The following is a 21654-nucleotide window of genomic DNA, read 5'->3' as shown; positions in this document are numbered from 1 at the left end:
GTCGATTATGTCCGAAATGGCAGATAAAGTGCCGTTAAGCGGGGGTGCCGTCCGGGGTGAGCGCCACCCACGGGGCGCCCGGCACGACCAGCGGGGTGCCGGTCACCGGGTCCGGCACCACCACCGAGTCCAGTCCGAACACCTCCCGCACCAACTCGGCCGTCACCACGTCCGCGGGCGGGCCCTGCGCCACCACCCGGCCGTCCCGCATCGCCACCAGGTGGTCGGCGTACCGGGCGGCCTGGTTGAGGTCGTGCAGCACCGCGACGACCGTCCGGCCGCGCTCGACGTTCAGCCGGCGGACCAGGTCCAGCACCTCCACCTGGTGCGCGATGTCCAGGTAGGTGGTCGGCTCGTCCAGCAGCAGGATGTCGGTGCCCTGGGCGAGCGCCATCGCGATCCAGGCGCGCTGGCGCTGGCCGCCGGACAGCTCGTCCATGCTCCGCTCGGCCAGTTCGGCGGTGGAGGTGCGCTCCAGCGCCTCGGCGACCGCCGCCTCGTCCTCCGGCGACCACTGCTGCCACCAGCTCTGGTGCGGCTGGCGGCCGCGCGCGACCAGGTCCGCCACCGAGATGCCCTCGGGGGCGGTCGGCGACTGCGGCAGCAGGCCGAGCCGCTGGGCGATCCGCTTGGTCGGGATCCGCGCCAGCTCCTCGCCGTCCAGCATCACCGCGCCCCGGACCGGCTTCAGCAGCCGGCCGAGGGCCCGCAGCAGGGTCGACTTGCCGCACGCGTTCGGGCCGACGATCACCGTCACCCGCCCGTCCGGAACGGCCACGTCCAGGCCCTCGACGACCGTGCGCGCCTCGTAGGCCAGGGTGAGGCCCCGGGCCTCCAGGCGGTGAGCGGACATCAGGAACCTCCACGGCGGGATCGGATCAGCAGCCACATCAGGTACGGGGCGCCGACCATGCCGGTCACCACGCCCACCGGCAGCTCCGTCGGAGCGAGCAGCCGCCGGGCGATCAGGTCGGCGAGGACCACCACCAGCGCGCCGGTCAGCGCCGAGCAGAACAGCGGGATCTGCGCCGAGCGGGCCAGCCGCAGCGCGATCTGCGGGGCCATCAGCGCGACGAAGTCCACCGGCCCGGCGGCCCCGGCCGCGCACGAGGCCAGCACGATGCCCAGCAGCGCCATGCCGAGGCGGATCCGGTCCAGGCGCAGGCCGAGGCCGACGGCGGTGGCGTCGTCGAAGGAGATCGACCGCTGGGCGCGGGCGGCCCACAGCGCGACCGGCAGGGCGGCGAGCAGCACCCGGGCGAGCCATCCGGCCTGGTCGTAGCCGGCGCCGTTCAGGCTGCCGGTCATCCAGACCTTGGCGGCCTGGGCCTGGAAGCCGTCGCCCTTGGTCAGGAAGACGGAGGTGAGGGAGGACAGCGCGACGCTGATGCCGATGCCGATCAGCACGAAGCGCTGCGCGTGCAGGCCGCGCCGCCAGGCCAGCGCGTACACCAGCAGCCCGGCCACCAGCCCGCCGGCCACCGCCGCGTACGGGGCCTGGCCGGTCGAGCCGACCACGCCGTACGCCATCAGGCCGACCACGGTCGCGGTCGCGCCCCAGGTCACGCCCACCACGTCGGGGCTGGCCAGCGGATTGCGGGCGACGGTCTGGATCAGCGCCCCGGCCAGCCCGAGCGCCAGCCCGACCAGCAGCCCGACCACCACCCGGGGCAGCCGGAACTCGCCGACCACCAGCTCGTGCGGGCTGGGCCGTCCGAGCACCACCTTGACCACCTCGCCCGGCGGGACGGTGGACTCGCCCAGGCAGAGCGCGGCCACCACGGTCGCGGCCAGCGCCACCAGCAGCCCGACGGCGACGGCCACCGAGCGCCGGTGCAGCAGGAACGACGCCCGTCCGGCCCGGACGACGGAGTACCCGCGCAGGGGGACGGAACCGTTGCGGCGGCCGGGAGGCGCGCCGGGGCCGGGAGGCGCGCCGGGGCCGGGAGCCGTGCCGGGGACGGAACTCATGCCGCCACCACCTTCCGGCGGCGGACCAGGGCCACCAGCACCGGGACCCCGACCAGGGCCGTCATCACGCCCGCCGGGACCTCGGACGGCGGGAACAGGACCCGGCCGAGGGTGTCGGCGAGCAGCAGCAGCGCCGGGCCGAGGACGGCGGAGAAGGCGAGGATCCAGCGGTGGTCGGCGCCGGCCACCGCGCGGGCCGCGTGCGGGACGGCGAGGCCGACGAAGGCGATCGGACCGGCCGCCGCGACCGCGGAACCGGTCAGGACGGTCGCGCCGAGCGCGCCGACCGCCCGGACCAGGCCGGTCCTGGCGCCCAGCCCCTTCGCGGTGTCGTCGCCGAGCGCCAGCGCGTCCAGTCCGCGCGCGACCGCGACCACCAGCACCGTGCCGACGGCCAGGAACGGCAGCAGCTGCCAGGCCACGTCCGAGGTCCGCCCGGAGAGCGAGCCGACGTGCCAGAAGCGGAACTGGTCCATGGTGGCGGCGTCGGTGGTCAGCACCAGGGTGTTGAGCGAGGCGATGAAGGCGGACGTCGCCGAGCCGGCCAGCGCCAGCTTGATCGGCGTGGCCCCGCCCCGGCCGCGCCCGGCGAGCCCGTACACCAGCGCGGTGGCGATCACGGCGCCGACGAAGCCGAACCAGACGTACCCGGTGAGGGTGGAGACGCCGAAGCCGGAGATGGCGACCACCACGCCGGCCGCCGCGCCCTGGGAGACGCCGAGGATGCCGGGGTCGGCGATCGGGTTGCGGGTCAGGCCCTGCATGACGGCCCCGGCCAGGCCGAGCGCCGCGCCGACGGCCAGGCCGACGACGGTGCGCGGCACCCGCAGCTCGCGGATCACCACGGCGTTGGCGGTGTCGCCGCCGTGCAGCAGGGCGTCGAGCGTGTCGCCGAACGGGATGGTCCGGCTGCCGACCGCCAGGCTCAGCAGCACCGCGGCGGCCAGGACGGCGAGGGCGGCGGCGAGCCACAGTGCTCGGCGCCGAGGCGCGCGGTACGGCGAGCCGGGCGGTGCGCCGGGCGGTGCGCTGGTGTCGGTCATGGGCCCTCTCCGCAGACAACTCAGGTAAACCTAAGTTCAGCTGAGAAGCCCGGGCAAATCGCCTCGTGGTCCGCGGCGCCGGTTGGGTAGCCTGACGGCATGTCCGCGACCCCACCCGCTCCGCTCACCGTCGGCTTCGACCTCGACATGACGCTGCTGGACACCCGGCCGGGTATCCGCGCCACCTACCTGGCGCTCTCCGCCGAGACCGGCACCTACGTCGACGCCGACCTGGTGGTCACCCGGCTGGGCCCGCCGCTGCTGGACGAGATCCGCAACTGGTTCCCGGAGGCCGACGTGGAGCGGGTCGCCGACCGCTACCGCGAGCTCTACCGCGACCACGCCTTCGCCCCGACCGTGGCCCTGCCCGGCGCGCACGCCGCCGTCGAGGCGGTCCGCGCCCACGGCGGCCGGGTCGCGGTGATCACCGGCAAGTACGAGCCGAACGCCCGCCTCCACCTGGAGCACGCCGGGCTGGCCGCGGACACCGTGATCGGCGACCTGTGGGCGGAGACCAAGGGCGAGGCGCTGCGCGAGCACGGCGCGAGCGTCTACGTCGGCGACCACCTGGGCGACATCCGGGGCGCCCGGCACGCGGACGCCCTCGCGGTCTGCGTGCCCACCGGCCCGTACAGCGCGCAGGAGCTGCGCGAGGCGGGTGCGGACGTGGTGCTGGCGGACCTCACCGACTTCCCGGACTGGCTCGCCGCGCACCTGGCCGAACGCTAGCGCCGGCCCGTTGCGGCCCGCTGCGGCCCGTAGCGGCCGGGCGGGCCCGTAGCCGTCCGCGCGGCCCGCAGCCGGTCCCCGGCGGCCGTCCCGGCCGTCCTCAGGACTCGACGGGCGTGCTCCGGCGGCGCTGGGACCGCGCGTTCAGCAGCAGCCCGGTCAGCGCGGCCAGGAAACCGGCCGGCATCAGCATGCTCAGCCAGTAGGCCGCCGTCGGCAGCGGCGTCAGGTGCAGGAACAGCGGGACGAAGGTGACCAGGGTGGCGAGTGCGCCGAGACCGAAGACGATCGCCCCGGCCTTGACGTACACGTCGCCGGGGTCGGTGCTCTGGCTGCTCACGTCTGCTCACTCCTCCGGGCCGGTCGGCACTGTCCCCAGTCTGGCAGAGCGGCGGCCGGGGGCCGCCACCGGAGCGGGTCGGTCACGTTGCGCAGTTTCCCGGCAGCTGAACGTTTTGATCCCTGTTGAGCGGGGGTATGCACGGGGTGCCGAGGGGCGCTACAGGTGCGCCCCGCGTCCTCAGACCCGGGGGGTGTGAGCCGATGGACCGCGCGGAGCCGCGCCCCGGCCGTGCCGGCGCCGGGTTGCCCGTGACCGCGAGATCCCGGTCCCGCCGCCCCGACCGGGCCTCGGAACGCGGATCCCTCGCGGAACGCGGATGAGGCAGTGACGGACGGTTAGTCTGCTCCTGACCGCGTGCCGGCCATGAGTGCCCACGGGCGCCGAGTCGAGGCCGGTCGTCTTTTCCCACCACCCAGTGATCCCCGGCCCGGGCCGGGATCCCCCACACCCATTCGAGGACTGTTCGAGATGCCCACCGGCCAGGTCAAGTGGTTCAACGAGACGAAGGGCTTCGGCTTCCTGTCGCGCGACGACGGCGGCGACGTCTTCGTCCACACCAAGGCGCTGCCCTCCGGTGTCACGTCGCTGAAGCCGGGCCAGCGGGTCGAGTTCGGCGTGGTCGCCGGGCACCGCGGGGACCAGGCGATGGCGGTACAGCTGCTGGAGGCGCTGCCCTCGGTGGCCGCCGCCCAGCGCCGGAGCGCCGACGACATGGCACCGATCGTCCAGGACCTGATCACCACGCTGGACGCGGTGCTGCCCGGTCTCCAGCGCGGGCGCTACCCCGCCAAGCCGACCGGCCAGAAGCTGGCCGGCCTGCTGCGCGCGGTGGCCGACCAGTTCGACGTCTGACCGTCGGCCGGCCGACGGCTAGAACGCGAGCGCACCCGGGTCGAGCGGGGGCACCAGCCCCTCCGCGGCGGCCCGGGTGAGCAGCGCGCGGACGGCGGCGTAGCCCTCCTCGCCGAGGTCCTCGCTGAACTCGGTGACGTACAGCCCGATGTGCTGCTCGGCGACGTCCAGGTCCATCTCCTGGGCGTGCGCCAGCACGTACTCGCGGCTCGCCGCCGGGTCCGCCCAGGCCTGCCGCACGGAGGCGCGGATCGCGTCGGCGATCGCCCGCAGCCGCTCGGCGCCGAGCGAGCGCCGGGCGACGATCGCGCCCAGCGGGATCGGCAGGCCGGTCTCCTGCTCCCAGGCCTCGCCCATGTCGGCCAGGCTGTGCAGGCCGTACTGCTGGTACGTGAAGCGGGCCTCGTGGATCACCAGGCCGGCGTCCACCCGGCCGTCCCGGACGGCGGGCATGATCTCGTGGAACGGCAGGACGACGATCTCGCCGAAACCGCCGGGCACCGCCTTCGCCGCCCAGAGCCGGAACAGCAGGTAGGCGGTGGAGCGCTCGGAGGGCACCGCGACGGTCTTCCCGGCCAGGTCGGCGGGGGAGGCCACGCCCGGCAGGGTGAGCACCAGCGGGCCGCAGCCGCGGCCCAGCGCGCCGCCGCAGGGCAGCAGGGCGTACTCCTCCAGGACCCAGGGCAGCGCGCCGTAGCTGATCTTCAGCACGTCCAGCTCGCCGCGCTCGGCCCGGCCGTTGGTGACGTCGATGTCGGCGAAGGTCACCTCGGGGGCGTCCGCCCCGGGCACCAGGCCGTGCGCCCAGGCGTGGAAGACGAAGGTGTCGTTCGGGCAGGGCGAGTACGCGATGCTCAGCCGTTCAGCCACGGCCGGCCTCCTCAATCGGTTCGTGCCGCGCGGCCGGGTCCGGTTCGTGGCGCGCGGCCAGGTCGTGCACGGGCAGCGCGGCGAAGGCCCGCTCCAGGGCGGCCAGCGCCTCGCCGATCCGCCAGGCGGCCCGGTCGCGCGGGCCCACCGGATTGGACACCGTGCGCAGTTCGAGGGCCGGCACGCCGTACCGGGCGGCCGCCTCGGCCACCCCGAAGCCCTCCATCGCCTCGGCGACGGCACCGGGGTGGCGGGCGGCCAGTTCGGCGGCCCGCGCGGCGCTGCCGGTGACGGTGGAGACGGTCAGTACCGGGCCGACGGCGAGGCCCGGGCCGCCCAGCGCCCGCGCGACCAGCGCGACGGCGGCCGGGGGCGGGGCGTGCCGGACAGTGCCGAAGCCCAGCTCGGTGACGTCGGCGAAGCCCTCGGGGGTCTCGGCGCCGAGGTCCGCGGCCACGATCGCGTCGGCCAGCACCGTGGAGCCGACCGGGGCGAGCGGGGCGAAGCCGCCAGCGATCCCGGCCGAGACGGCCAGCGCGTACGGGTGGGCCGCCAGCGCGGCGCAGGCGCCTGCGGCGGCTGCGGCCGGGCCGACCCCGGCGGCCAGCACGTCCACCGGCACCTCCTGGGCCCGGTGCAGCGTGCCGCCGGGCAGCGGCAGCGCGGCGGTCGCACCGGGCAGGCCGCGCAGCACGGCCTCGGCCTCGGCGGCCACCGCGACGACGACGAGCAGCCGGGCCCGTGCGGGGCCCGACTGCTCGGTGCGGCCGTCGGTGACGGCGGGCGCGGTCATCGCAGGACCGGTCAGCCGTTGTCGGAGCTGTTGCCCTCGGTCTTCAGCTGGAAGTACCAGACGGCGATCGGGGCCTCCTGGTTCGGGTCGCCCTCGACCACGGTCACCACGGTCTTGCCGCTGGAGTTGAGCACCTTGTTCGCCGACTGGGCGCCGGACCAGGTCGGGCCCTTGGCGGCCGAGAACAGGGTGTAGCGACCGCCCTGGTTGGACGAGCCGCCGTTGGTGAAGGCCCACCAGCCCGTGTCGGCCACGTTGGGGGAGACCCCGACGCCGACCCGGTCGCTCCCCACGACGTCCGAGGTGGGCAGCGTGCCGTCGTGCAGGGCCTTGGTCGCGTCCTCCTGGCACTTCTGCTGCTGGTCGTCGGTGAGCGGGCTGCCGGCGTTCCAGCACAGCGGGTCCGCGACGATCGAGGAGTTGCCGACCGTGAGGGTGGCACGGTGCGAGATGTGCTCGGTCTGGCCGGCGGCAATGGCGACGGAGGTGCCCACCGTGGCGGCGCCGACCACGACGACGGCGCCGAGGGCGGCGATGGCACGGGAATTGAGGCTCATGCGTCAGAATCTACCGGGCCCGGCCGATCACGCGACGCGGGGGTCGGCACCGCGTGTTGCCGCGTCGGCGCGGTCAGGCGACCCGGGGCGTCGCCGGGTGCCGCCGCGGCCCCACCCGCAGGAGTGAGCGCAGCGTCCACAGCAGCGCCAGGCCGACCACCCCGGCGGCGATCGACAGGCCCAGCTTCCCGTTCAGCGGCAGCAGGATGCCGACCGCGCCGCCCGCCACCCAGGACAGCTGCATCAGGGTCTCCGAACGGGCGAACGCCGAGGTCCGCACCGCCTCCGGGACGTCCCGCTGGATCAGCGCGTCCAGGGCCAGCTTGCCCAGCGAGGCCGCCATCCCGGCCACCGCGGCGACCACGACCACCGTCACCACGCCGTACCAGAGCGCGGCCGCGGCCGTCGCGCAGGTCGCCAGCAGCAGCATCGCGCTGATGGTCTTCTCGGGGCCCCGGGTGCGCAGCCAGGAGCCGAGCACCGAGCCCAGCGCGTTGCCCGTCCCGGCGGCCAGCGCCACCAGGCCCAGCGCCACCGTCGGCCGCAGCCCGCCGATCGGCTCCTCCCGCAGCAGGAAGGCCAGGAACATCACCAGGAAGCCGACCAGCCACTTCATCGCCGACATCGCCCGCAGCGCCAGGATCACCGAGGGGCCGACCGTGCGCAGCGAGGCCTTGACCGGCGGCGGCCTGTGATGGATCAGGTGCGAGCCCTCGCCGTGCACCTCGGCGTGCAGGACGGCGCGCTGCTCGCCCTTGGCGGAGTCCACCGCGGGCGGCAGGTGGAAGGCCATCAGGGTGCCGACCACGAACACCAGGAAGGCGCCGCGCAGCGGCCAGCCGGGCCCGACCAGGTGCAGCAGCCCGCCCACCCCGGCCGCCACGCCGGTGGCCAGCAGTCCGGCCAGGGTGACCCGGGAGTTCGCCTTCACCAGGGACAGCCGGCTCGGCAGCAGTCGCGGCACCACCACGCTGCGCACCACGCCGTAAGCCTTGGACGCGACCAGCACGCCGAGCGCCTCCGGGTAGAGCGCGATGCCGCCGCCGACGATCACCCCGGCCATCGTCCAGGCCAGCACCGCCCGGGCCAGCATCGCCATCGCCATGGCCGCCCGGCGGCCGTGCGGCAGCCGGTCCAGCAGCGGGCCGATCACCGGGGCCAGCAGGGCGAACGGGGCCATCGTGATCAGCAGGTAGAGCGCGACCCGGCCGCGGGCCTCGCCGGTGGGCACCGAGAAGAAGATGGTGGACGCCAGCGCGACGGTGATCAGCATGTCGCCGAAGGAGTTGAGCGCGTGCAGCTCGATCAGCTTCGCGAGGCCGGACTCGCCCGCGCCCTCGGCGGCGGTGGCCCGGCGGATCCGGCGGCCGGTGCCGTGCACCACCTTGCCGGTGCGGGAGCCGGCGGCGGAGGCGGTGCGGATCAGGAAGTGCCGGCGGGGCTCGGGGGCCTCGTTCTCGTCCCCGTCCGGCTCCCGCGGGGCCCGGTCGGGGCCCTCCGGGGCTTCGGCCCCGGAGGGGTCCACGGTGTCTGCGGGCGGCCCGGGGCCGTCCGCCGGCTGCGGTTCGTCCGCGCCGGGGACCGGGGGCTGCTGTCGCGGCACGGCGTCCGTGGGGTCGGGGCTGCCGGCCCGTGGGTCGCGCAGTGCGTGCTGCGACGGGTCGTGGTCCGCCACAAGCCCATCCTGCCCCAGAATCGCCGAGCCGACGCGGGAGCGGGCCCGGCTCGGCGCGGTCCCGGAAGGGCCGGGTCCGCCCCGGACTGTGCCGGGGCGCCGACCGACGGGTAGCCTGCCCAAGGTCGACCCGCCGACCCGCCGGGGCGCCGGCAGGCCGGTCGAGCGGCGCGGCCGGTACCCGAGGGGGCTCCCGGTCACGCAGAATGGACGAGGGACACCGAGCCGCGACGGAACAGGCAACACGCCGTGGGCGACAGAAGAACTGGGAGAGAATCGACGCCGTGAGTGCTGCGATGCGAAGCCGTACCCCCGACCGGCTCTGTGCCGAGGCCGTCGAACTCGCCCGTCAGGCCGCCGAGGAGGCCGTCGGTGCGGAGGCCGTCGGGCTGCACCTGGGTGTCCAGGCGGACGCCGACCGCGTCGTCACCCACACCTTCGAGTGCCTCGACGCGGCCTACCGCGGCTGGCACTGGGCGGTCACCGTCGCCCGTGCGCCGCGCGCCAAGAACGTGACTCTGGACGAGGTCGTGCTGCTGCCCGGCCCCGACGCGGTGCTCGCGCCCCAGTGGGTGCCGTGGAGCGACCGGCTGCGCCCCGGCGACATGGGCCCGGGCGACCTGCTGCCCACCGGCGCCGACGACCTGCGGCTGGAGCCCGGCTGGACCGGCGAGGACGAGCCCGCGCCGAACTCCGCGGTCGCCCTGGCGCAGGACGAGGACCTGGTCGTCACCGACCCGCACGTCCAGCCCGCCCCGGCCCGCGCCCGGATCGACGCCGTCGCCGAGGAGCTGGGCCTCGGCCGCAGCCGGGTGCTCTCCCGGCTCGGCCTGCACCTGGCCGCCGAGCGCTGGGAGAAGTCCCACGGCTCGCAGACCCCGATGGCGCAGGCCGCACCGGCCTCGTGCGCGAGCTGCGGCTTCCTGGTGCCGATCGGCGGCTCGCTCGGACAGGCCTTCGGCGTGTGCGGCAACGAGTTCGGCCCGGCCGACGGCCAGATCGTCTCCTTCGCGTACGGCTGCGGCGGGCACTCCGAGGCGGCCGTCATCCCGGCCCCGCCGGCGCCGTCCGAGCTGATCCTGGACGAGCTGGTGGTCGAGCCGCTCCCGCTGCACCCCGACCGTGCCTCCGGCTCGGTCGAACCCGACGCCCCGGCCGAGGAGCTCGGCCACTCCTGAGCCGGGCACGCGCCCAGGCTCCAGCGGCCCGCCCGGTCAACGACCGGCGCGGGCCGCGCTGCTTTCCGGGCTGCGGGCGGGCGGCGGAAAGGCCGTCAGGTCCGCCGCCGGCGCCGTCCCCGGCCCGCCGGCGGCGGGGCCCGTGGTCGGGAGCAGTCAGTGGGGCAGGGAAGAATGCCCTACGACGAACAGGGCAGCGGAAGGCGGCAGGTCCAGTGGAACCTCGGATCATCGGCAGCGGCACGGACGAGCACCTCGCGGACCCCTTCGGCAGCGCCGCGCTGCGCCGACGGGTGCTGGCCGCCTGGGCCGCCTCGCCGGCCCGGTTCCGGGAGGACGCCAACGCGGAGGAGGAGCTGGCGCTCGGCGGCTACCGGGACCGCCTGGTGGTCGAGTTGGCGCAGAACGCGGCCGACGCGGCGGTCCGGGCCGGGCACGGCCCCGGCCGGCTGCGGCTGACCCTCGCCGACGGCGTGCTCGCCGCCGCCAACACCGGCGCCCCGCTGGACGAGGCCGCCGTCGAGTCGCTGTCCACCCTGCGCGCCTCCTCCAAGCGCGGTGAGACGCCCGCCGTCGGCCGGTTCGGGGTCGGCTTCGCCGCCGTCCTCGCGGTCACCGACGAGCCCGCAGTGCTGAGCGCGACCGGCGGGGTGCGCTGGTCGCTCGGCGAGGCGCGGGCGCTGGCCGCGGCCCAGCCCGAGCTGGCCGACGAGCTGCGCCGCCGGGACGGCCACGTGCCGCTGCTGCGGCTGCCGTTCGCGGCCGAGGGCCCGGCCCCGGAGGGCTACGACACGGTGGTGGTGCTGCCGCTGCGGGACGCCGCCGCCGAGGACCTGACCCGCCGTCTGCTGGCCGGGATCGACGACGCGCTGCTGCTCACCCTGCCCGGCCTGCGCGAGGTCGTGGTGGAGACCCCGGACGGCACCCGGACGCTCACCCGGGACGCCGCGGAGACCCGCCCGGACGGGGTCACCGAGGTCACCGTCACCGACGACGCGGGCGGCCGGCTGCGGCAGACGGTCTGGCAGACCGTCGGGGCCTCCGGCACGCTCTCGGCCGAGCTGCTGGGTGACCGGCCCACCGAGGAGCGCGCCCGCCCGTACTGGACGGTGACCTGGGCCGTCCCGGTCGGCCCGGACGGCGTCCCGCAGCGTCCCGGGATCGCCTCCGTGCTGCACGCGCCCACCCCCAGCGACGAGCCGGTCGGTCTGCCCGCGCTGCTGATCGCCTCGTACCCGCTGGACTCCACCCGCCGGCACGTCGCCCCCGGCCCGCTGGCCGACTTCCTCACCGAGCGCGCCGCCGACAGCTACGCCGAGCTGCTGCGCGCCCGCGGCGCCGACCTCGGCTCGCTCGGCCTCGTACCGGCCCCGCTCGGCCAGGGCGCGCTGGACAACGCGCTGCGCGCCGAGGTGCTCTCCCGGCTGCCCGGGACGCCGTTCCTGCCGCACCCGGCGCCGGTCGAGGAGGGCACGCCCGCGCTGCGGCCGCGGGACGCGACGCTGCTGGAGGGCGCGGACGGCTCGGTGGTCGAGGCGCTCTCGCCGATCTTCCCGGGGCTGCTGCCGGCCGGCCTGGAGCGGCGCACCGAGCTGCGGGTGCTGAACGTGCGCCGGGTGCCGCTGGCCGAGGTGGTGGACCAGCTCGGCGGGCTGGACCGCGAGCCCGCCTGGTGGCGCAACCTGTACGCGGCGCTGGGCGCGGCCGACCCGGAGGCGCTCGGCGCGCTGCCCGTCCCGCTCGCCGACGGGCGGACGGTCACCGGGCCGCGGCGCGTCCTGCTGCCCTCCGAGGACGCCGACTGGGCGGCCTTCCCCGGCTACCCCGAGTCGCTGGCGGGCGCGCTCGCCGCGCTCGACCTGCGCCTGGCCCACCCCGAGGCCGCCCACCCGCTGCTGGCCAAGCTCGGTGCCGGCACCGCCACCCCGGCCGGGGTGCTGGACACCCCCGAGGTGCGGGCCGCCGTCGCCCGCTCCTACGACCTGGCCGAGGACGACCTGGACGCGGCGCTCGAACTCGCCGACGCCGTCCTGGCCCTGGTGAAGGCCGCCGCCCCGGAGCCGGGCGCCCACCCCTGGCTGGCCCGGCTCGCGCTGCTCGACGACGAGGGCGAGCCCGCCCGGGCCGGCGAACTCGTGCTGCCCGGGAGCCCGTTCGCCGCGCTCGCCCGCGAGGAGGACGCCGGCTGGGTGGACGACGAGCTGCTGGAGCGCTGGGGGCCGGAGGTGCTGACCGCCGTCGGCGTGCTGGCCGACTTCGTGCTGGTGCGCGCCGAGGACGTGGTGCTCGACCCGGACGACCTGGAGCGGCTCGACCCCACCGTCCCGGCCGACCGCGCGGCCGGCGGCCACCCCACCGGTCTGCTGGACGAGGCGCCGGACGGGCTCGCCGAGTGGGCCGAGGACGCGCTGGAGGCGCTGCAGGCCGACGAGGCGGTCGGCGTCCCGCCGGTGGCCGCCGAGCTGCTGGCCGTGCGCGACCTCGACCTGGTGGACGACGACGCCTGGCCGGAGGCGCTCGCGGCGCTGGCCCGCCCGCCGTACCGGGACGCCGTGGTCGCCCCGGTGCGCACCCTGCTGCCGGACGGCTCGTACGCCGACCTGCCGCCGTACACCGCGTGGTGGCTGCGCGACCACCCGGTGCTGGCGGGCCGGGAGCCGGCCGGTCTGCGTGCCGCCGGGGCCGACCCGCTGCTGCGCGGCCTGTACGACGAGGCCCGCACCACCCTGGACGACCAGTTCCTGCACGCGCTCGGGGTGCGCACCACGCTGGCCGCGCTGCTCGCCGAGCCGCACGGGCCGGACGAGGTGCTGGACCGGATGACCGACCCGGAGGCCGAGGTCGGCCACCGTCAGCTGCACGGCATCCACACCGCGCTGGCCCGGGTGGACCGTGGGCGGATCGAGCCGCTGGACGTGGTGCGGGCGCTGCCGCCGCTGGACCCGGACACCGGGCGCCGGCCGGACCACACGGTGGTGGTGGACGCCACCGAGGCGGTCGTCGCCGACGCTCCCGACCTGGTCCAGCTGCTGCACCGGTACCCGCTGCTGCCGGTCGCCCCGGCGCTGGCCGCCGACCTCGCCGAGCGGCTGCACGTGTCGCTGGCCAGCGAGGTGGCGGGCGGCCGGGTGCTCTCCGAGGGCGTGCTGCACCGGGTCCCGGCGGTGGTGCGGGAACTGCTGCCCGGCTGCCCGGTCGCCTACGAGGAGCACGAGGAGCTGCTGGTCGTCGGGCCGGACGGCGGCGAGGCGGCGGTGGACTGGCGCTGGGACACCGGGGCGGACGCCCCGGAGCCGCCGTACGACCCGGAGCTGGCCGAGGCCGCCGACGAGGACGACGAGTTCGAGGTCCCGCCGGTGCCCGGTCTGCTGCACGCGGCCACTCCGGAGGGCCTGGCCGCCGGGCTGGCCTGGTCGGTCGGGCAGTGGCACCGCCGCTTCGAGGTGCTGGCCGCCCTCAGCGAGCCGGACCGCGCCTACGAGCTCTCGGCCGCCCGCGACTTCGAGGGCTGAGCGCCCCCCGCGGGCCCGCCCCGACCGGCGGGCCCGCGGGGCGGGTCACTCACTCCAGGCCGCGGCGCTTCATGAAGTGCCAGGTGATCTCCAGGGCGATGCCGCAGACCACCGCGATGGCGACGCCGATCAGCGGGTCGCGGTAGCCGACCAGGGAGAGGTCGAAGAAGGACTTCAGCGGGGGCACCAGCAGCACCAGCGCGAAGGCGCCGCCCATGCTGCCGATCAGCAGCAGTCGCCACCAGTTGTAGGGGCGGGCGACGATGGCGAGGACCCAGAGGGCGATCAGGAAGAGCGTCAGGGTGGCCACGCTGGTGTCGGCCTTGAGGTCGGTCGCGTGGTCGGCGCGGGCGAGCGAGTAGGCGACGAAGGTGCCGGTGCCGGCGATGGCTCCGCCGGGGATCGCCAGCCGCAGCACGCGTTTCACGAAGCCGGTGCGGGCCCGTTCGTCGTTGGGGGCGAGCGCGAGGAAGAAGGCCGGGATGCCGATGGTCAGCGAGGACAGCACGGTGGAGTGCCGGGGCAGGAACGGGTACGGCGAATGGGTGAAGATCACCAGGAGCGCCAGCAGGACCGAGTAGACGGTCTTCACCAGGAAGAGTGAAGCGACCCGCTCGATGTTGCCGATCACCCGGCGGCCCTCGGCCACCACCGACGGCAGCGAGGCGAAGGAGTCGTTCAGCAGCACGATCTGGGCGACCGCCTTGGTGGCGTCGGAGCCGGTGCCCATCGCCACGCCGATGTCGGCGTCCTTGAGGGCGAGCACGTCGTTGACGCCGTCGCCGGTCATCGCCACGGTGTGGCCGCGGGACTGCAGCGCCCCGACCAGCTGGCGCTTCTGCTGCGGGGTGACCCGGCCGAAGACGCTGGTCCGGTCGGCGGTCTCGGCGAGTTCCTCCGGATCGGAGGGCAGGGAGCGGGCGTCCAGCGGGTGGTCGGCGCCGGGCAGGCCCAGGTGGCCGGCCACCGCGCCGACCGAGACCGCCGCGTCGCCGGAGATGACCTTGGCCCGGACCCGCTGGCTCTCGAAGTAGCGCAGGGTCTCGGCGGCGTCCGAGCGCAGCCGCTGCTGGAGCACCACCAGGGCCAGCGGGGTGAGGTCGGCCGCCGGGTCGGGGGAGTCCAGCGGGACGGGCGTGCGGCCCAGCAGCAGCACCCGCAGGCCCCGGGCGCCGAGCTCGTCCACCTCGGCCAGCGCCGGGTGTCCGGCGGGCAGCAGCACGTCGGGCGCGCCGAGCAGCCAGCTGGCCTCGCCGCCCTGCGGCTCCAGCAGCTGCACGCCGCTCCACTTGCGGGCGGAGGAGAAGGGCATCGCCTCGATCACCCGCCAGCCGTCGTGGCCGGAGCGGGCGTCGTCGTCGCCGCGCCCGTACGCGTCGATGACCGCCTGCATGGACGGGTTGGGGCGGGCGTCGGCGCCCGCCATCACGGCCAGGGCGTGCTGGACGGTCTCCGGGGCGACGGCGCCGGGCTCCCCGTCGGAGAGCACCCGCAGGTCGATCACGTCCATGCCGCCCTCGGTGAGGGTGCCGGTCTTGTCCAGGCAGACGGTGTCCACCCGGGCCAGGCCCTCGATCGCCGGGAGCTCCTGGACCAGGCACTGCTTGCGGCCGAGCCGGACCACGCCGATCGCGAAGGCGACCGAGGTCAGCAGCACCAGCCCCTCGGGGACCATCGGCACGATGCCGGCCACCATGCGCCGCACGGCCTCCCGCCAGTCCCGGCCCTCGACGGCCAGCTGGCTGATGATCAGGCCGAGGGCGGTGGGGATCAGCAGGTAGGTGATGATCCGCAGGATGCTGTCGATGCCGGAGCGCAGTTCCGACTTCACCAGGGTGAACTTGCTGGCCTCCTCGGCGAGCTGGGCCGCGTAGGCCTCGCGGCCGACCTTGGTGGCGGTGAACGCGCCGGCACCGGCCACCACGAAGCTGCCGGACATCACCTGGGCGCCGGGCTGCTTGAGGACCGGATCGGGTTCGCCGGTGAGCAGCGACTCGTCGACCTCCAGGCCGTCCGCCTCGGTGACCTCGCCGTCCACGATCACCTTGTCGCCGATGCCGAGCAGCACGGTGTCGTCGAGGACGATCTCGGAGACGCCGATCTGCTGGACGGCGCCGTCCCGGCGGACCTGCGGTCGGGCCTCGCCGATCAGGGCCAGGCTGTCCAGGGTCTTCTTGGCGCGCAGCTCCTGGATGATGCCGATCGCCGTGTTGGCCACGATGACCAGGCCGAACAGGCCGTCCTGGATCGGACCGACGATCAGGATGATCCCGAACATCACGCCGATGATCGCGTTGAAGCGGGTGAAGACGTTGGCCCGGACGATCTCCCGGGTGGACCGGCTGGACCGTACGGGGACGTCGTTGACCTGACCCTTCGCGACCCGCTCGGCCACCTCGGAGGCCGTCAGGCCGCCGCGTCGGCCGGGCAGCAGGCCGAGGGGGTGCGCTCCGTCCGGGCGGTCTTCGTCGGTCGGCCGCTCTTCCGCTGGCTGGGCAGGCTGCGTCATGGCACCGACTCTACGGGCGCCTTATGTCCGGTGCGTGCTACTAAAGGACCATTCAGTCCGACCGGGTGGCCGGACCCTGGCCGTCGTCCCCGGTCGCCCGTTCGGCCGTGTGCCCCGGTGCCGGTCCGGCCGCCTCGGCGGCGCGGCTGCGGGCGATCGCGTCCCGCCGGGCGCGGCAGTACCAGAGGCCGATCAGGCCGAGCAGGCCGCCGGAGAGGCAGATCCAGGGCCAGGTGCCGTGGCCGTGCGCGGAGAGGCTGCCCTGGAAGGGGAGCAGGGCGAGGAAGGCGATGAACCACAGCACCGTGCCGCCGCCGACGATGGCGACGTCGTTGGCCTCCAGCGGAGGGGGCGAGGGGTGCAGCGGCGTCTTGGGCATGGGGTCTAGCGTACGGTGCGGTGGGGCGGCCGCGCGGGTGCCGGGACGCCCCGCAGGCCCCCCGCAGGCTCTACGCGCGAAGATAGCGCGTGTGCGATCGGGAAACCATACTTAAAGATCTGCGCCCGGCCACCGTCGCCCCGGGCGTCCCCCACCCTCTCCTCAGCTCCCCCACAGAGGACGCACGCATGCCTGTGGTCCAGCCGACCACCGAGTCGCCCGAACCCGCCGACGCCGCGCCGAAGCCCCCCACGAGCGCCGTCGACCGCTTCTTCCGGATCAGCGAGCGCGGCTCCACCCTGCCGCGCGAGATCCGCGGTGGTGTCGCCACCTTCTTCACCATGGCGTACATCCTGGTGCTGAACCCGATCATCCTGGCCAGCGGCACGGACGTCACCGGGGCCCACCTGGACAGCGGCCAGCTGGTCACCGCCACCGCCCTCACCGCGGGTCTCACCACCCTGCTGATGGGCGTCATCGGCAACGTCCCGATCGGCCTGGCCGCCGGCCTCGGCGTCAACACGATCGTGGCGCTCCAGCTCGCTCCGAAGATGACCTGGCCGGACGCCATGGGCATGGTCGTGCTGGCCGGTTTCGCGATCATGCTGCTGGTCGCCACCGGTCTGCGCGAGCGCGTCATGAACGCCGTCCCGCTCGGCCTGCGCAAGGCGATCGCGATCGGTATCGGTCTGTTCATCAGCCTGGTCGGCCTGGTCGACTCCGGCTTCGTCAGCCGCATCCCGGACGCCGCCCACACCACCGTCCCGCTCCAGCTCGGCGGCAACGGGCACCTGCTCGGCTTCCCGGTGCTGATCTTCGTGGTCGGCCTGCTGCTCACCCTGGTCCTGCTGATCCGCAAGGTGCCCGGCGCCATCCTGATCAGCATCGCGGTCTCCACGGCGCTCGCCGCGGTCATCGACAAGGTGGCCGACGTCCCGGCGGCCAAGTGGGGCCTCACCGTCCCGACCTGGCCGGGCAACCCGGTCTCCGCGCCGGACTTCGGACTGGTCGGCAAGGTCAGCCTGTTCGGCGGCTTCGAGAAGGTCGGCGTGCTGACCGGCCTGCTCTTCGTCTTCACCGTGCTGATGTCCTGCTTCTTCGACGCGATGGGCACCATCCTCGGCGTGGCCGACGAGGCCCACCTGCTGGACGAGAAGGGCGACCTGCCCGGCATCAACAAGGTCCTGATGGTCGACGGCATCGCCACCGCGGCCGGCGGCGCCACCTCCGCCTCCGCCAACACCTGCTTCGTCGAGTCCACCGCCGGCGTCGGCGAGGGCGCCCGGACCGGCTTCGCCTCGATCGTCACCGGCCTGCTCTTCGTGGTGGCGCTCTTCCTCACCCCGCTCGCCACCATGGTCCCGGCCCAGGCCGCCACCCCGGCCCTGGTCACCGTCGGCTTCCTGATCCTGGCCAACTCGATCAAGTCGATCGACTGGGCCGACTACACGATCGCGATCCCGGCCTTCGTGACCATCGTGATGATGCCGTTCACGTACAGCATCACCAACGGCATCGGCATGGGCTTCATCGTCTTCTGCGTGATGCGCCTGGCCGCCGGCCGCGGCCGGGAGGTCCCCGTGCCGATGTACGCGGTGGCGGCGGTGTTCGCCTTCTACTACCTGATGCCGGCCTTCGGCCTGCTCTGACGCCGTACGCCGACCGAGCCCCGTCCCCCCGGTTCCGGGAGGGCGGGGCTCCGGCGTTCCCGGGGCGGCCGTCCGGTCAGTGGACGCAGAACTCGTTGCCCTCCGGGTCCCGCATGACGGTCCAGGCGCCGCCGGGCTCCTCGACGTGCCGCAGGACGGTGGCGCCGAGGGATCCGAGGCGGGCGACGGTGGCCTCGCGCTCGCCCGGGCCGGGGTGGACGTCGAGGTGCAGGCGGTTCTTGCCCCGCTTGGGCTCGGGGACGGCCTGGAACAGGACACGGCGGCCGAGGCCGGTGTCCGAGGCCGGATCGAACGGGTCCTCGGGGTGGCGGACGGCGGCCAGCGAGCGCCAGGCCGGGCGGCCGTCCAGCTCGGTGAGGTCCTCCGGGCCGACCGCGCCGGCGGCGAGCAGCCGGGTGATCAGCGCGCCGTGGTCCTCCTGCCTGTACTCCAGGGCGGCGGCCCAGAAGGCGGCCTGGCGGTGCGGATCGGCGCAGTCGATGACGAGCTTCCAGTGCAGCGGCATGTAACCGTTTCTACCGGTTACCGGGAGGGCGGGCAACGACCGGCCGTCAGAAGTTGTCAAAAAGGCACTCGTGTAGGCGAGTTGGCGGAGGGAATACTGCCTGGACGGAGAAGGGGGAGGGGACTCGACCGATGGTGCAACAGGATCCGCCGGGGGGCGTCGAGGCACAGCTGCTGCCGGAGCTGTTCTGGACGACGGACAAGGCCTCGCTGGACGGCCAGCGCGAGACGCTGCGCTGGTACCGCGGACTGATCGCGATGCTGGTGGTCGCCGCTGTGATCGGGTCGTTCCCGGGCCCGGACGACAAGGGCGACTTCGACGTCTGGCCGCTGTTCTCGGTCGCCGCCTTCCTGGTGGCCGGCTACTTCTGGTCCCGGCTGCGCCGCGGCAACCCGCAGGGCCGCTGGTACCAGGCCCGGGCGGCGGCCGAGTCGGTCAAGACGCTGGCCTGGAAGTACACCGTCCGGGCCCGGCCGTTCGACGGCCCGGCCGAGTCCGCGGACGTCGACCGCGGCTACCTGCTCCAGGTCGAGGACGTGCTGCGGGCCTTCGAGGACCCGGAGATCGTGCCGCCCGGCAGCGTCGCCGAGATCACCCCGGAGATGCGCCGCCGGCGCGCCGAGAGCCTGACCGCGCGGCGCACCCTCTACCTGCGCACCCGGGTCGAGGGCCAGCGCACCTGGTACCGCTCCCGGGCCGAGGCCTGCGACTCGCAGGCGGTCTCCTGGGGACTCGGCGTCGCGGTGCTGATCATCGTCGGTGCCGCGGCGGCCGTCGCCCAGGCCACCGGCGCGCTGCCGGTGCACCTGTTCGGCGCCACCTCGGCCGCGGCCGCGGCGATCATCGCCTGGACGCAGCTCAAGCAGCTCGGCCCGCTGGCCGCCGCCTACCAACTGGCCGCGCGCGAGCTGGAGAACGTCGGCAACCAGCTGTCCGACCTCGACCTCCGGGCGCCGGACGCCGAGGCGGGCTGGGCCCGGCTGGCCGCCGAGGCCGAGGACGCCGTCTCCCGGGAGCACACCACCTGGCGGGCCCGCAGGGCGTTCCCGCGCTGAGCCGGGCCGGGCGGGGGAGAGTACTCGACCGGAGCGGGGACTTGGGGAGATCCGGCGAAACGCGGGGCGCAGGTGTGCGGGGTGCGTGAGGGTAGAGCGCCCAGGTACGGACCGTAATCATTACGTGTCCATGCCCTGGTTTCATCGCCTGCGCGCGACCCCAGTTCCCGCCGGAGGCCCTCCTTGCGCATTCTCCTGATCGCCAGCGCGTTCAACAGCCTGACCCAGCGCGTCCACACCGCCCTGCGCGAGCGCGGCCACCAGGTCGCCGTCCAACTCGCCCTCGACGACGAGCGGATGAGGGCGGCGGTGGCCCGCACCGACCCCGAGCTGATCGTCTGCCCGATGCTCACCAAGGCCGTCCCGCAGGACATCTGGTCCACCCGGACCGTCCTGATCGTGCACCCGGGCCCCAAAGGCGACCGCGGCCCCTCCTCGCTCGACCGGGCGATCACCGAGGGGGTGGAGCGCTGGGGCGTCACCGTGCTGCAGGCCGTCGCGGAGATGGACGCCGGCGACATCTGGGCGTCCGTCGGGTTCCCCGTCCCCGCCTGCGGCAAGAGCGAGTTGTACCGGGGCGAGCTCGCCGACGCCGCCACCGAGGCCGTCCTGTTGGCCGTCCAGCGCTACGAGGGCGGGCTGTTCACCCCCGAGCCGCTGGACTACGCGCGGCCGGACGTGCACGGCGAAGCGCGCCCCTTCCTGCGCCAGGAGGAACGCCGGATCGACTGGGAGCGGGACGGCACCGCCACCGTGCTGCGCAGGCTGCGCGCCGCCGACTCCCAGCCCGGCGTCCTGGACGAGCTGTACGGACGGGAGTTCTTCCTGCACGGCGGCCACCCCGAGGACGAACTGCGCGGCCCGGTGCCCGGCGCCGTGCTGGCCACCCGGGACGGCGCGATCTGCCGGGCCACCGTGGACGGCGCGGTGTGGATACCGCAGCTGCGCCCGCGCCGCACCCCCGGCGGGCCGGTCACCTTCAAGCTGCCGGCCGCCACGGTGCTCGCCGACGAGCTGTACCGGGTCCGCGAGGTGCCGGTGAGCCCGGAGCGGGCGGGCAGTCGGGACACCTGGTCGGAGCTGCGCTACCGCGAGGAGGGCGAGGTCGGCTTCCTCGAATTCGCCCACGCGGGCGGGGCGATGAGCACCGAGCAGTGCCGTCGGCTGCTCACCGCCTACCGGGAGGCGGCCGACCGGCCGACCTCGGTGCTGGTGCTCGGCGCGCCCCGGGACTTCTACTCCAACGGGATCCAGCTCAACGTCATCGAGGGCGCGGCCTTCCCGGCGCTGGAGTCCTGGGAGAACATCAACGCGATGGACGACTTCGTCGAGGCGGTGCTGACCACGACGGACAAGGTGACGGTGGCGGCGCTGGCCGGGAACGCGGCCGCCGGCGGGCTGATGGCGGCGCTCGCCGCCGACGAGGTGTGGTGCCGGGAGTCGGCGGTGCTCAACCCGCACTACCGGCTGATGGGCCTGTACGGCTCCGAGTACTGGACGTACACCCTGCCCCGCCGGGTCGGTGCCGAGCAGGCCGAGCGGCTCACCGCCGAGGCGCTGCCGGTCGGCGCCGACCACGCCCGCCGGATCGGCCTGGTGGACCGCACGGTCGGCGGGGACGCGGCCGGGTTCCGCCGCTGGGTGGCGCGCGAGGCGGCCCGGATCGCCGCCTCGCCGGACCTCACCGGGCGGCTGGTGGACAAGAAGCGCCGCCGCGCGGTCGACGAGGAGGCCAAGCCGCTGGCCGAGTACCGGGCGGAGGAACTGCGCCGGATGCACGCCAACTTCTACCGGGCGGGCGAGCCGTACCACGCGCTGCGGCGGGACTTCGTGCACAAGGTCTGCCCGGTGGCCACGCCGGAGCACGTGGCGGGGCTGCTCGGGCGGCCCGGACAGCCGTAACGGCCGGCCCGGGCCCCGGCGGGGACCGCGGGGATACCGGGAGCGGGGACGGGCGGCGCCCGGCCGGGGTGGGGGGCCCGGCCGGACGCCCGCTCGGGCCCCGCTCCCGCG

18 protein-coding genes are annotated in these 21654 nt (G+C 75.1%); 7 read left to right on the top strand and 11 right to left on the bottom strand.

All coding sequences use genetic code 11. The features are described 5' to 3' along the window. Positions 1-34 precede the first annotated feature (34 nt). From ACFVHV_RS05835 to ACFVHV_RS05825, 3 genes are read right to left on the bottom strand one after another with little or no spacing between them, the layout of a single operon-like run. Positions 35-853: an ABC transporter ATP-binding protein gene (locus ACFVHV_RS05835; RefSeq protein ID WP_380349037.1), complete on the bottom strand. Its 819-nt coding sequence runs from the start codon at positions 851-853 to the stop codon at positions 35-37. Continuing rightward, positions 853-1971: a FecCD family ABC transporter permease gene (locus tag ACFVHV_RS05830; RefSeq protein WP_380349035.1), complete on the bottom strand. Its 1119-nt coding sequence runs from the start codon at positions 1969-1971 to the stop codon at positions 853-855. Before ACFVHV_RS05830 ends, ACFVHV_RS05835 begins: the two co-directional genes overlap by 1 nt. After that, a complete protein-coding gene (locus ACFVHV_RS05825) occupies positions 1968-3014 on the bottom strand; it encodes an iron ABC transporter permease (RefSeq protein ID WP_359905764.1) in 1047 nt (348 codons plus the stop codon). Before ACFVHV_RS05825 ends, ACFVHV_RS05830 begins: the two co-directional genes overlap by 4 nt. 99 nt (positions 3015-3113) lie before the next feature. Between ACFVHV_RS05825 and ACFVHV_RS05820 the strand changes: the two genes are divergently transcribed. Beyond that, a complete protein-coding gene (locus tag ACFVHV_RS05820) occupies positions 3114-3743 on the top strand; it encodes an HAD family hydrolase (RefSeq protein WP_359905761.1) in 630 nt (209 codons plus the stop codon). Between the two features lie 100 nt (positions 3744-3843). Here the strand turns inward: ACFVHV_RS05820 and ACFVHV_RS05815 are convergent, their stop codons facing one another. Then, complete coding sequence (locus ACFVHV_RS05815) at positions 3844-4083, bottom strand: hypothetical protein (RefSeq protein ID WP_359905758.1); 240 nt, start codon at positions 4081-4083, stop codon at positions 3844-3846. Between the two features lie 471 nt (positions 4084-4554). Between ACFVHV_RS05815 and ACFVHV_RS05810 the strand changes: the two genes are divergently transcribed. Next, a complete protein-coding gene (locus ACFVHV_RS05810; RefSeq protein WP_359905755.1) occupies positions 4555-4938 on the top strand; it encodes a cold-shock protein in 384 nt (127 codons plus the stop codon). Between the two features lie 18 nt (positions 4939-4956). Here ACFVHV_RS05810 and ACFVHV_RS05805 read toward each other — a convergent pair whose 3' ends face one another. From ACFVHV_RS05805 to ACFVHV_RS05790, 4 genes are all read right to left on the bottom strand, one after another. Beyond that, on the bottom strand, positions 4957-5808 hold the full coding sequence (locus ACFVHV_RS05805; protein WP_359905752.1) for a 1,4-dihydroxy-6-naphthoate synthase: 852 nt from the start codon (positions 5806-5808) through the stop codon (positions 4957-4959). Continuing rightward, positions 5801-6601, bottom strand: a complete 801-nt coding sequence (locus ACFVHV_RS05800; RefSeq protein WP_359905749.1) for a futalosine hydrolase — start codon at positions 6599-6601, stop codon at positions 5801-5803. The genes ACFVHV_RS05805 and ACFVHV_RS05800 overlap by 8 nt, the downstream gene beginning before the upstream one ends. Positions 6602-6612: 11 nt before the next feature. Beyond that, a complete protein-coding gene (locus tag ACFVHV_RS05795) occupies positions 6613-7158 on the bottom strand; it encodes a hypothetical protein (RefSeq protein WP_359905746.1) in 546 nt (181 codons plus the stop codon). 73 nt (positions 7159-7231) lie between these two features. Beyond that, entirely contained in the window at positions 7232-8581 is a 1350-nt protein-coding gene (locus ACFVHV_RS05790) for an MFS transporter (RefSeq protein WP_380349138.1), read from the bottom strand. A gap of 548 nt (positions 8582-9129) precedes the next feature. On the opposite strand from ACFVHV_RS05790, the gene ACFVHV_RS05785 reads away from it, so the two are divergent. Both ACFVHV_RS05785 and ACFVHV_RS05780 read left to right on the top strand, forming a co-directional pair. Further along, the gene (locus tag ACFVHV_RS05785) at positions 9130-10011 is read left to right on the top strand and encodes a DUF3027 domain-containing protein (RefSeq protein ID WP_359905871.1); all 882 of its coding nucleotides are present in this window, start codon (positions 9130-9132) and stop codon (positions 10009-10011) included. Positions 10012-10226: 215 nt separating this feature from the next. After that, positions 10227-13523: a sacsin N-terminal ATP-binding-like domain-containing protein gene (locus ACFVHV_RS05780; RefSeq protein ID WP_380349032.1), complete on the top strand. Its 3297-nt coding sequence runs from the start codon at positions 10227-10229 to the stop codon at positions 13521-13523. A 49-nt stretch (positions 13524-13572) separates the two neighbouring features. On the opposite strand, the gene ACFVHV_RS05775 is transcribed toward ACFVHV_RS05780, so the two are convergent. Both ACFVHV_RS05775 and ACFVHV_RS05770 read right to left on the bottom strand, forming a co-directional pair. Further along, positions 13573-16032: an HAD-IC family P-type ATPase gene (locus ACFVHV_RS05775; protein ID WP_380349030.1), complete on the bottom strand. Its 2460-nt coding sequence runs from the start codon at positions 16030-16032 to the stop codon at positions 13573-13575. Positions 16033-16084: 52 nt separating this feature from the next. Further along, positions 16085-16411, bottom strand: coding sequence for a DUF2530 domain-containing protein (locus ACFVHV_RS05770; RefSeq protein WP_359905737.1), 327 nt, complete (start codon positions 16409-16411; stop codon positions 16085-16087). A 188-nt stretch (positions 16412-16599) separates the two neighbouring features. Here ACFVHV_RS05770 and ACFVHV_RS05765 point away from each other — a divergent pair, with 188 nt between their 5' ends. Further along, on the top strand, positions 16600-18060 hold the full coding sequence (locus ACFVHV_RS05765; protein WP_359905734.1) for an NCS2 family permease: 1461 nt from the start codon (positions 16600-16602) through the stop codon (positions 18058-18060). A 76-nt stretch (positions 18061-18136) separates the two neighbouring features. Here ACFVHV_RS05765 and ACFVHV_RS05760 read toward each other — a convergent pair whose 3' ends face one another. Then, positions 18137-18586: a VOC family protein gene (locus ACFVHV_RS05760; protein ID WP_380349027.1), complete on the bottom strand. Its 450-nt coding sequence runs from the start codon at positions 18584-18586 to the stop codon at positions 18137-18139. 131 nt (positions 18587-18717) lie between these two features. On the opposite strand from ACFVHV_RS05760, the gene ACFVHV_RS05755 reads away from it, so the two are divergent. Then, the gene (locus tag ACFVHV_RS05755) at positions 18718-19641 is read left to right on the top strand and encodes a DUF4231 domain-containing protein (RefSeq protein ID WP_359905728.1); all 924 of its coding nucleotides are present in this window, start codon (positions 18718-18720) and stop codon (positions 19639-19641) included. Positions 19642-19824: 183 nt separating this feature from the next. Then, positions 19825-21543 (top strand): enoyl-CoA hydratase-related protein, encoded by a 1719-nt coding sequence (locus ACFVHV_RS05750; RefSeq protein ID WP_380349025.1) that lies wholly within the window; start codon positions 19825-19827, stop codon positions 21541-21543. Positions 21544-21654 lie beyond the last annotated feature (111 nt).

Source organism: Kitasatospora sp. NPDC127116 (genome assembly GCF_042677365.1).
Lineage (GTDB): Bacteria > Actinomycetota > Actinomycetes > Streptomycetales > Streptomycetaceae > Kitasatospora > Kitasatospora lactacystinica.
This window is presented reverse-complemented; position numbering and strand designations above follow the sequence as displayed.

Bases quoted from the DNA above. Each gene is read 5' to 3' on its own strand.
- ACFVHV_RS05835 (WP_380349037.1), bottom strand. From the start codon at position 853: ATGTCCGCTCACCGCCTGGAGGCCCGGGGCCTCACCCTGGCCTACGAG.
- ACFVHV_RS05830 (WP_380349035.1), bottom strand. From the start codon at position 1,971: ATGAGTTCCGTCCCCGGCACGGCTCCCGGCCCCGGCGCGCCTCCCGGC.
- ACFVHV_RS05825 (WP_359905764.1), bottom strand. From the start codon at position 3,014: ATGACCGACACCAGCGCACCGCCCGGCGCACCGCCCGGCTCGCCGTAC.
- ACFVHV_RS05820 (WP_359905761.1), top strand. From the start codon at position 3,114: ATGTCCGCGACCCCACCCGCTCCGCTCACCGTCGGCTTCGACCTCGAC.
- ACFVHV_RS05810 (WP_359905755.1), top strand. From the start codon at position 4,555: ATGCCCACCGGCCAGGTCAAGTGGTTCAACGAGACGAAGGGCTTCGGC.
- ACFVHV_RS05800 (WP_359905749.1), bottom strand. From the start codon at position 6,601: ATGACCGCGCCCGCCGTCACCGACGGCCGCACCGAGCAGTCGGGCCCC.
- ACFVHV_RS05795 (WP_359905746.1), bottom strand. From the start codon at position 7,158: ATGAGCCTCAATTCCCGTGCCATCGCCGCCCTCGGCGCCGTCGTCGTG.
- ACFVHV_RS05785 (WP_359905871.1), top strand. From the start codon at position 9,130: ATGCGAAGCCGTACCCCCGACCGGCTCTGTGCCGAGGCCGTCGAACTC.
- ACFVHV_RS05775 (WP_380349030.1), bottom strand. From the start codon at position 16,032: ATGACGCAGCCTGCCCAGCCAGCGGAAGAGCGGCCGACCGACGAAGAC.
- ACFVHV_RS05770 (WP_359905737.1), bottom strand. From the start codon at position 16,411: ATGCCCAAGACGCCGCTGCACCCCTCGCCCCCTCCGCTGGAGGCCAAC.
- ACFVHV_RS05765 (WP_359905734.1), top strand. From the start codon at position 16,600: ATGCCTGTGGTCCAGCCGACCACCGAGTCGCCCGAACCCGCCGACGCC.
- ACFVHV_RS05760 (WP_380349027.1), bottom strand. From the start codon at position 18,586: ATGCCGCTGCACTGGAAGCTCGTCATCGACTGCGCCGATCCGCACCGC.
- ACFVHV_RS05755 (WP_359905728.1), top strand. From the start codon at position 18,718: ATGGTGCAACAGGATCCGCCGGGGGGCGTCGAGGCACAGCTGCTGCCG.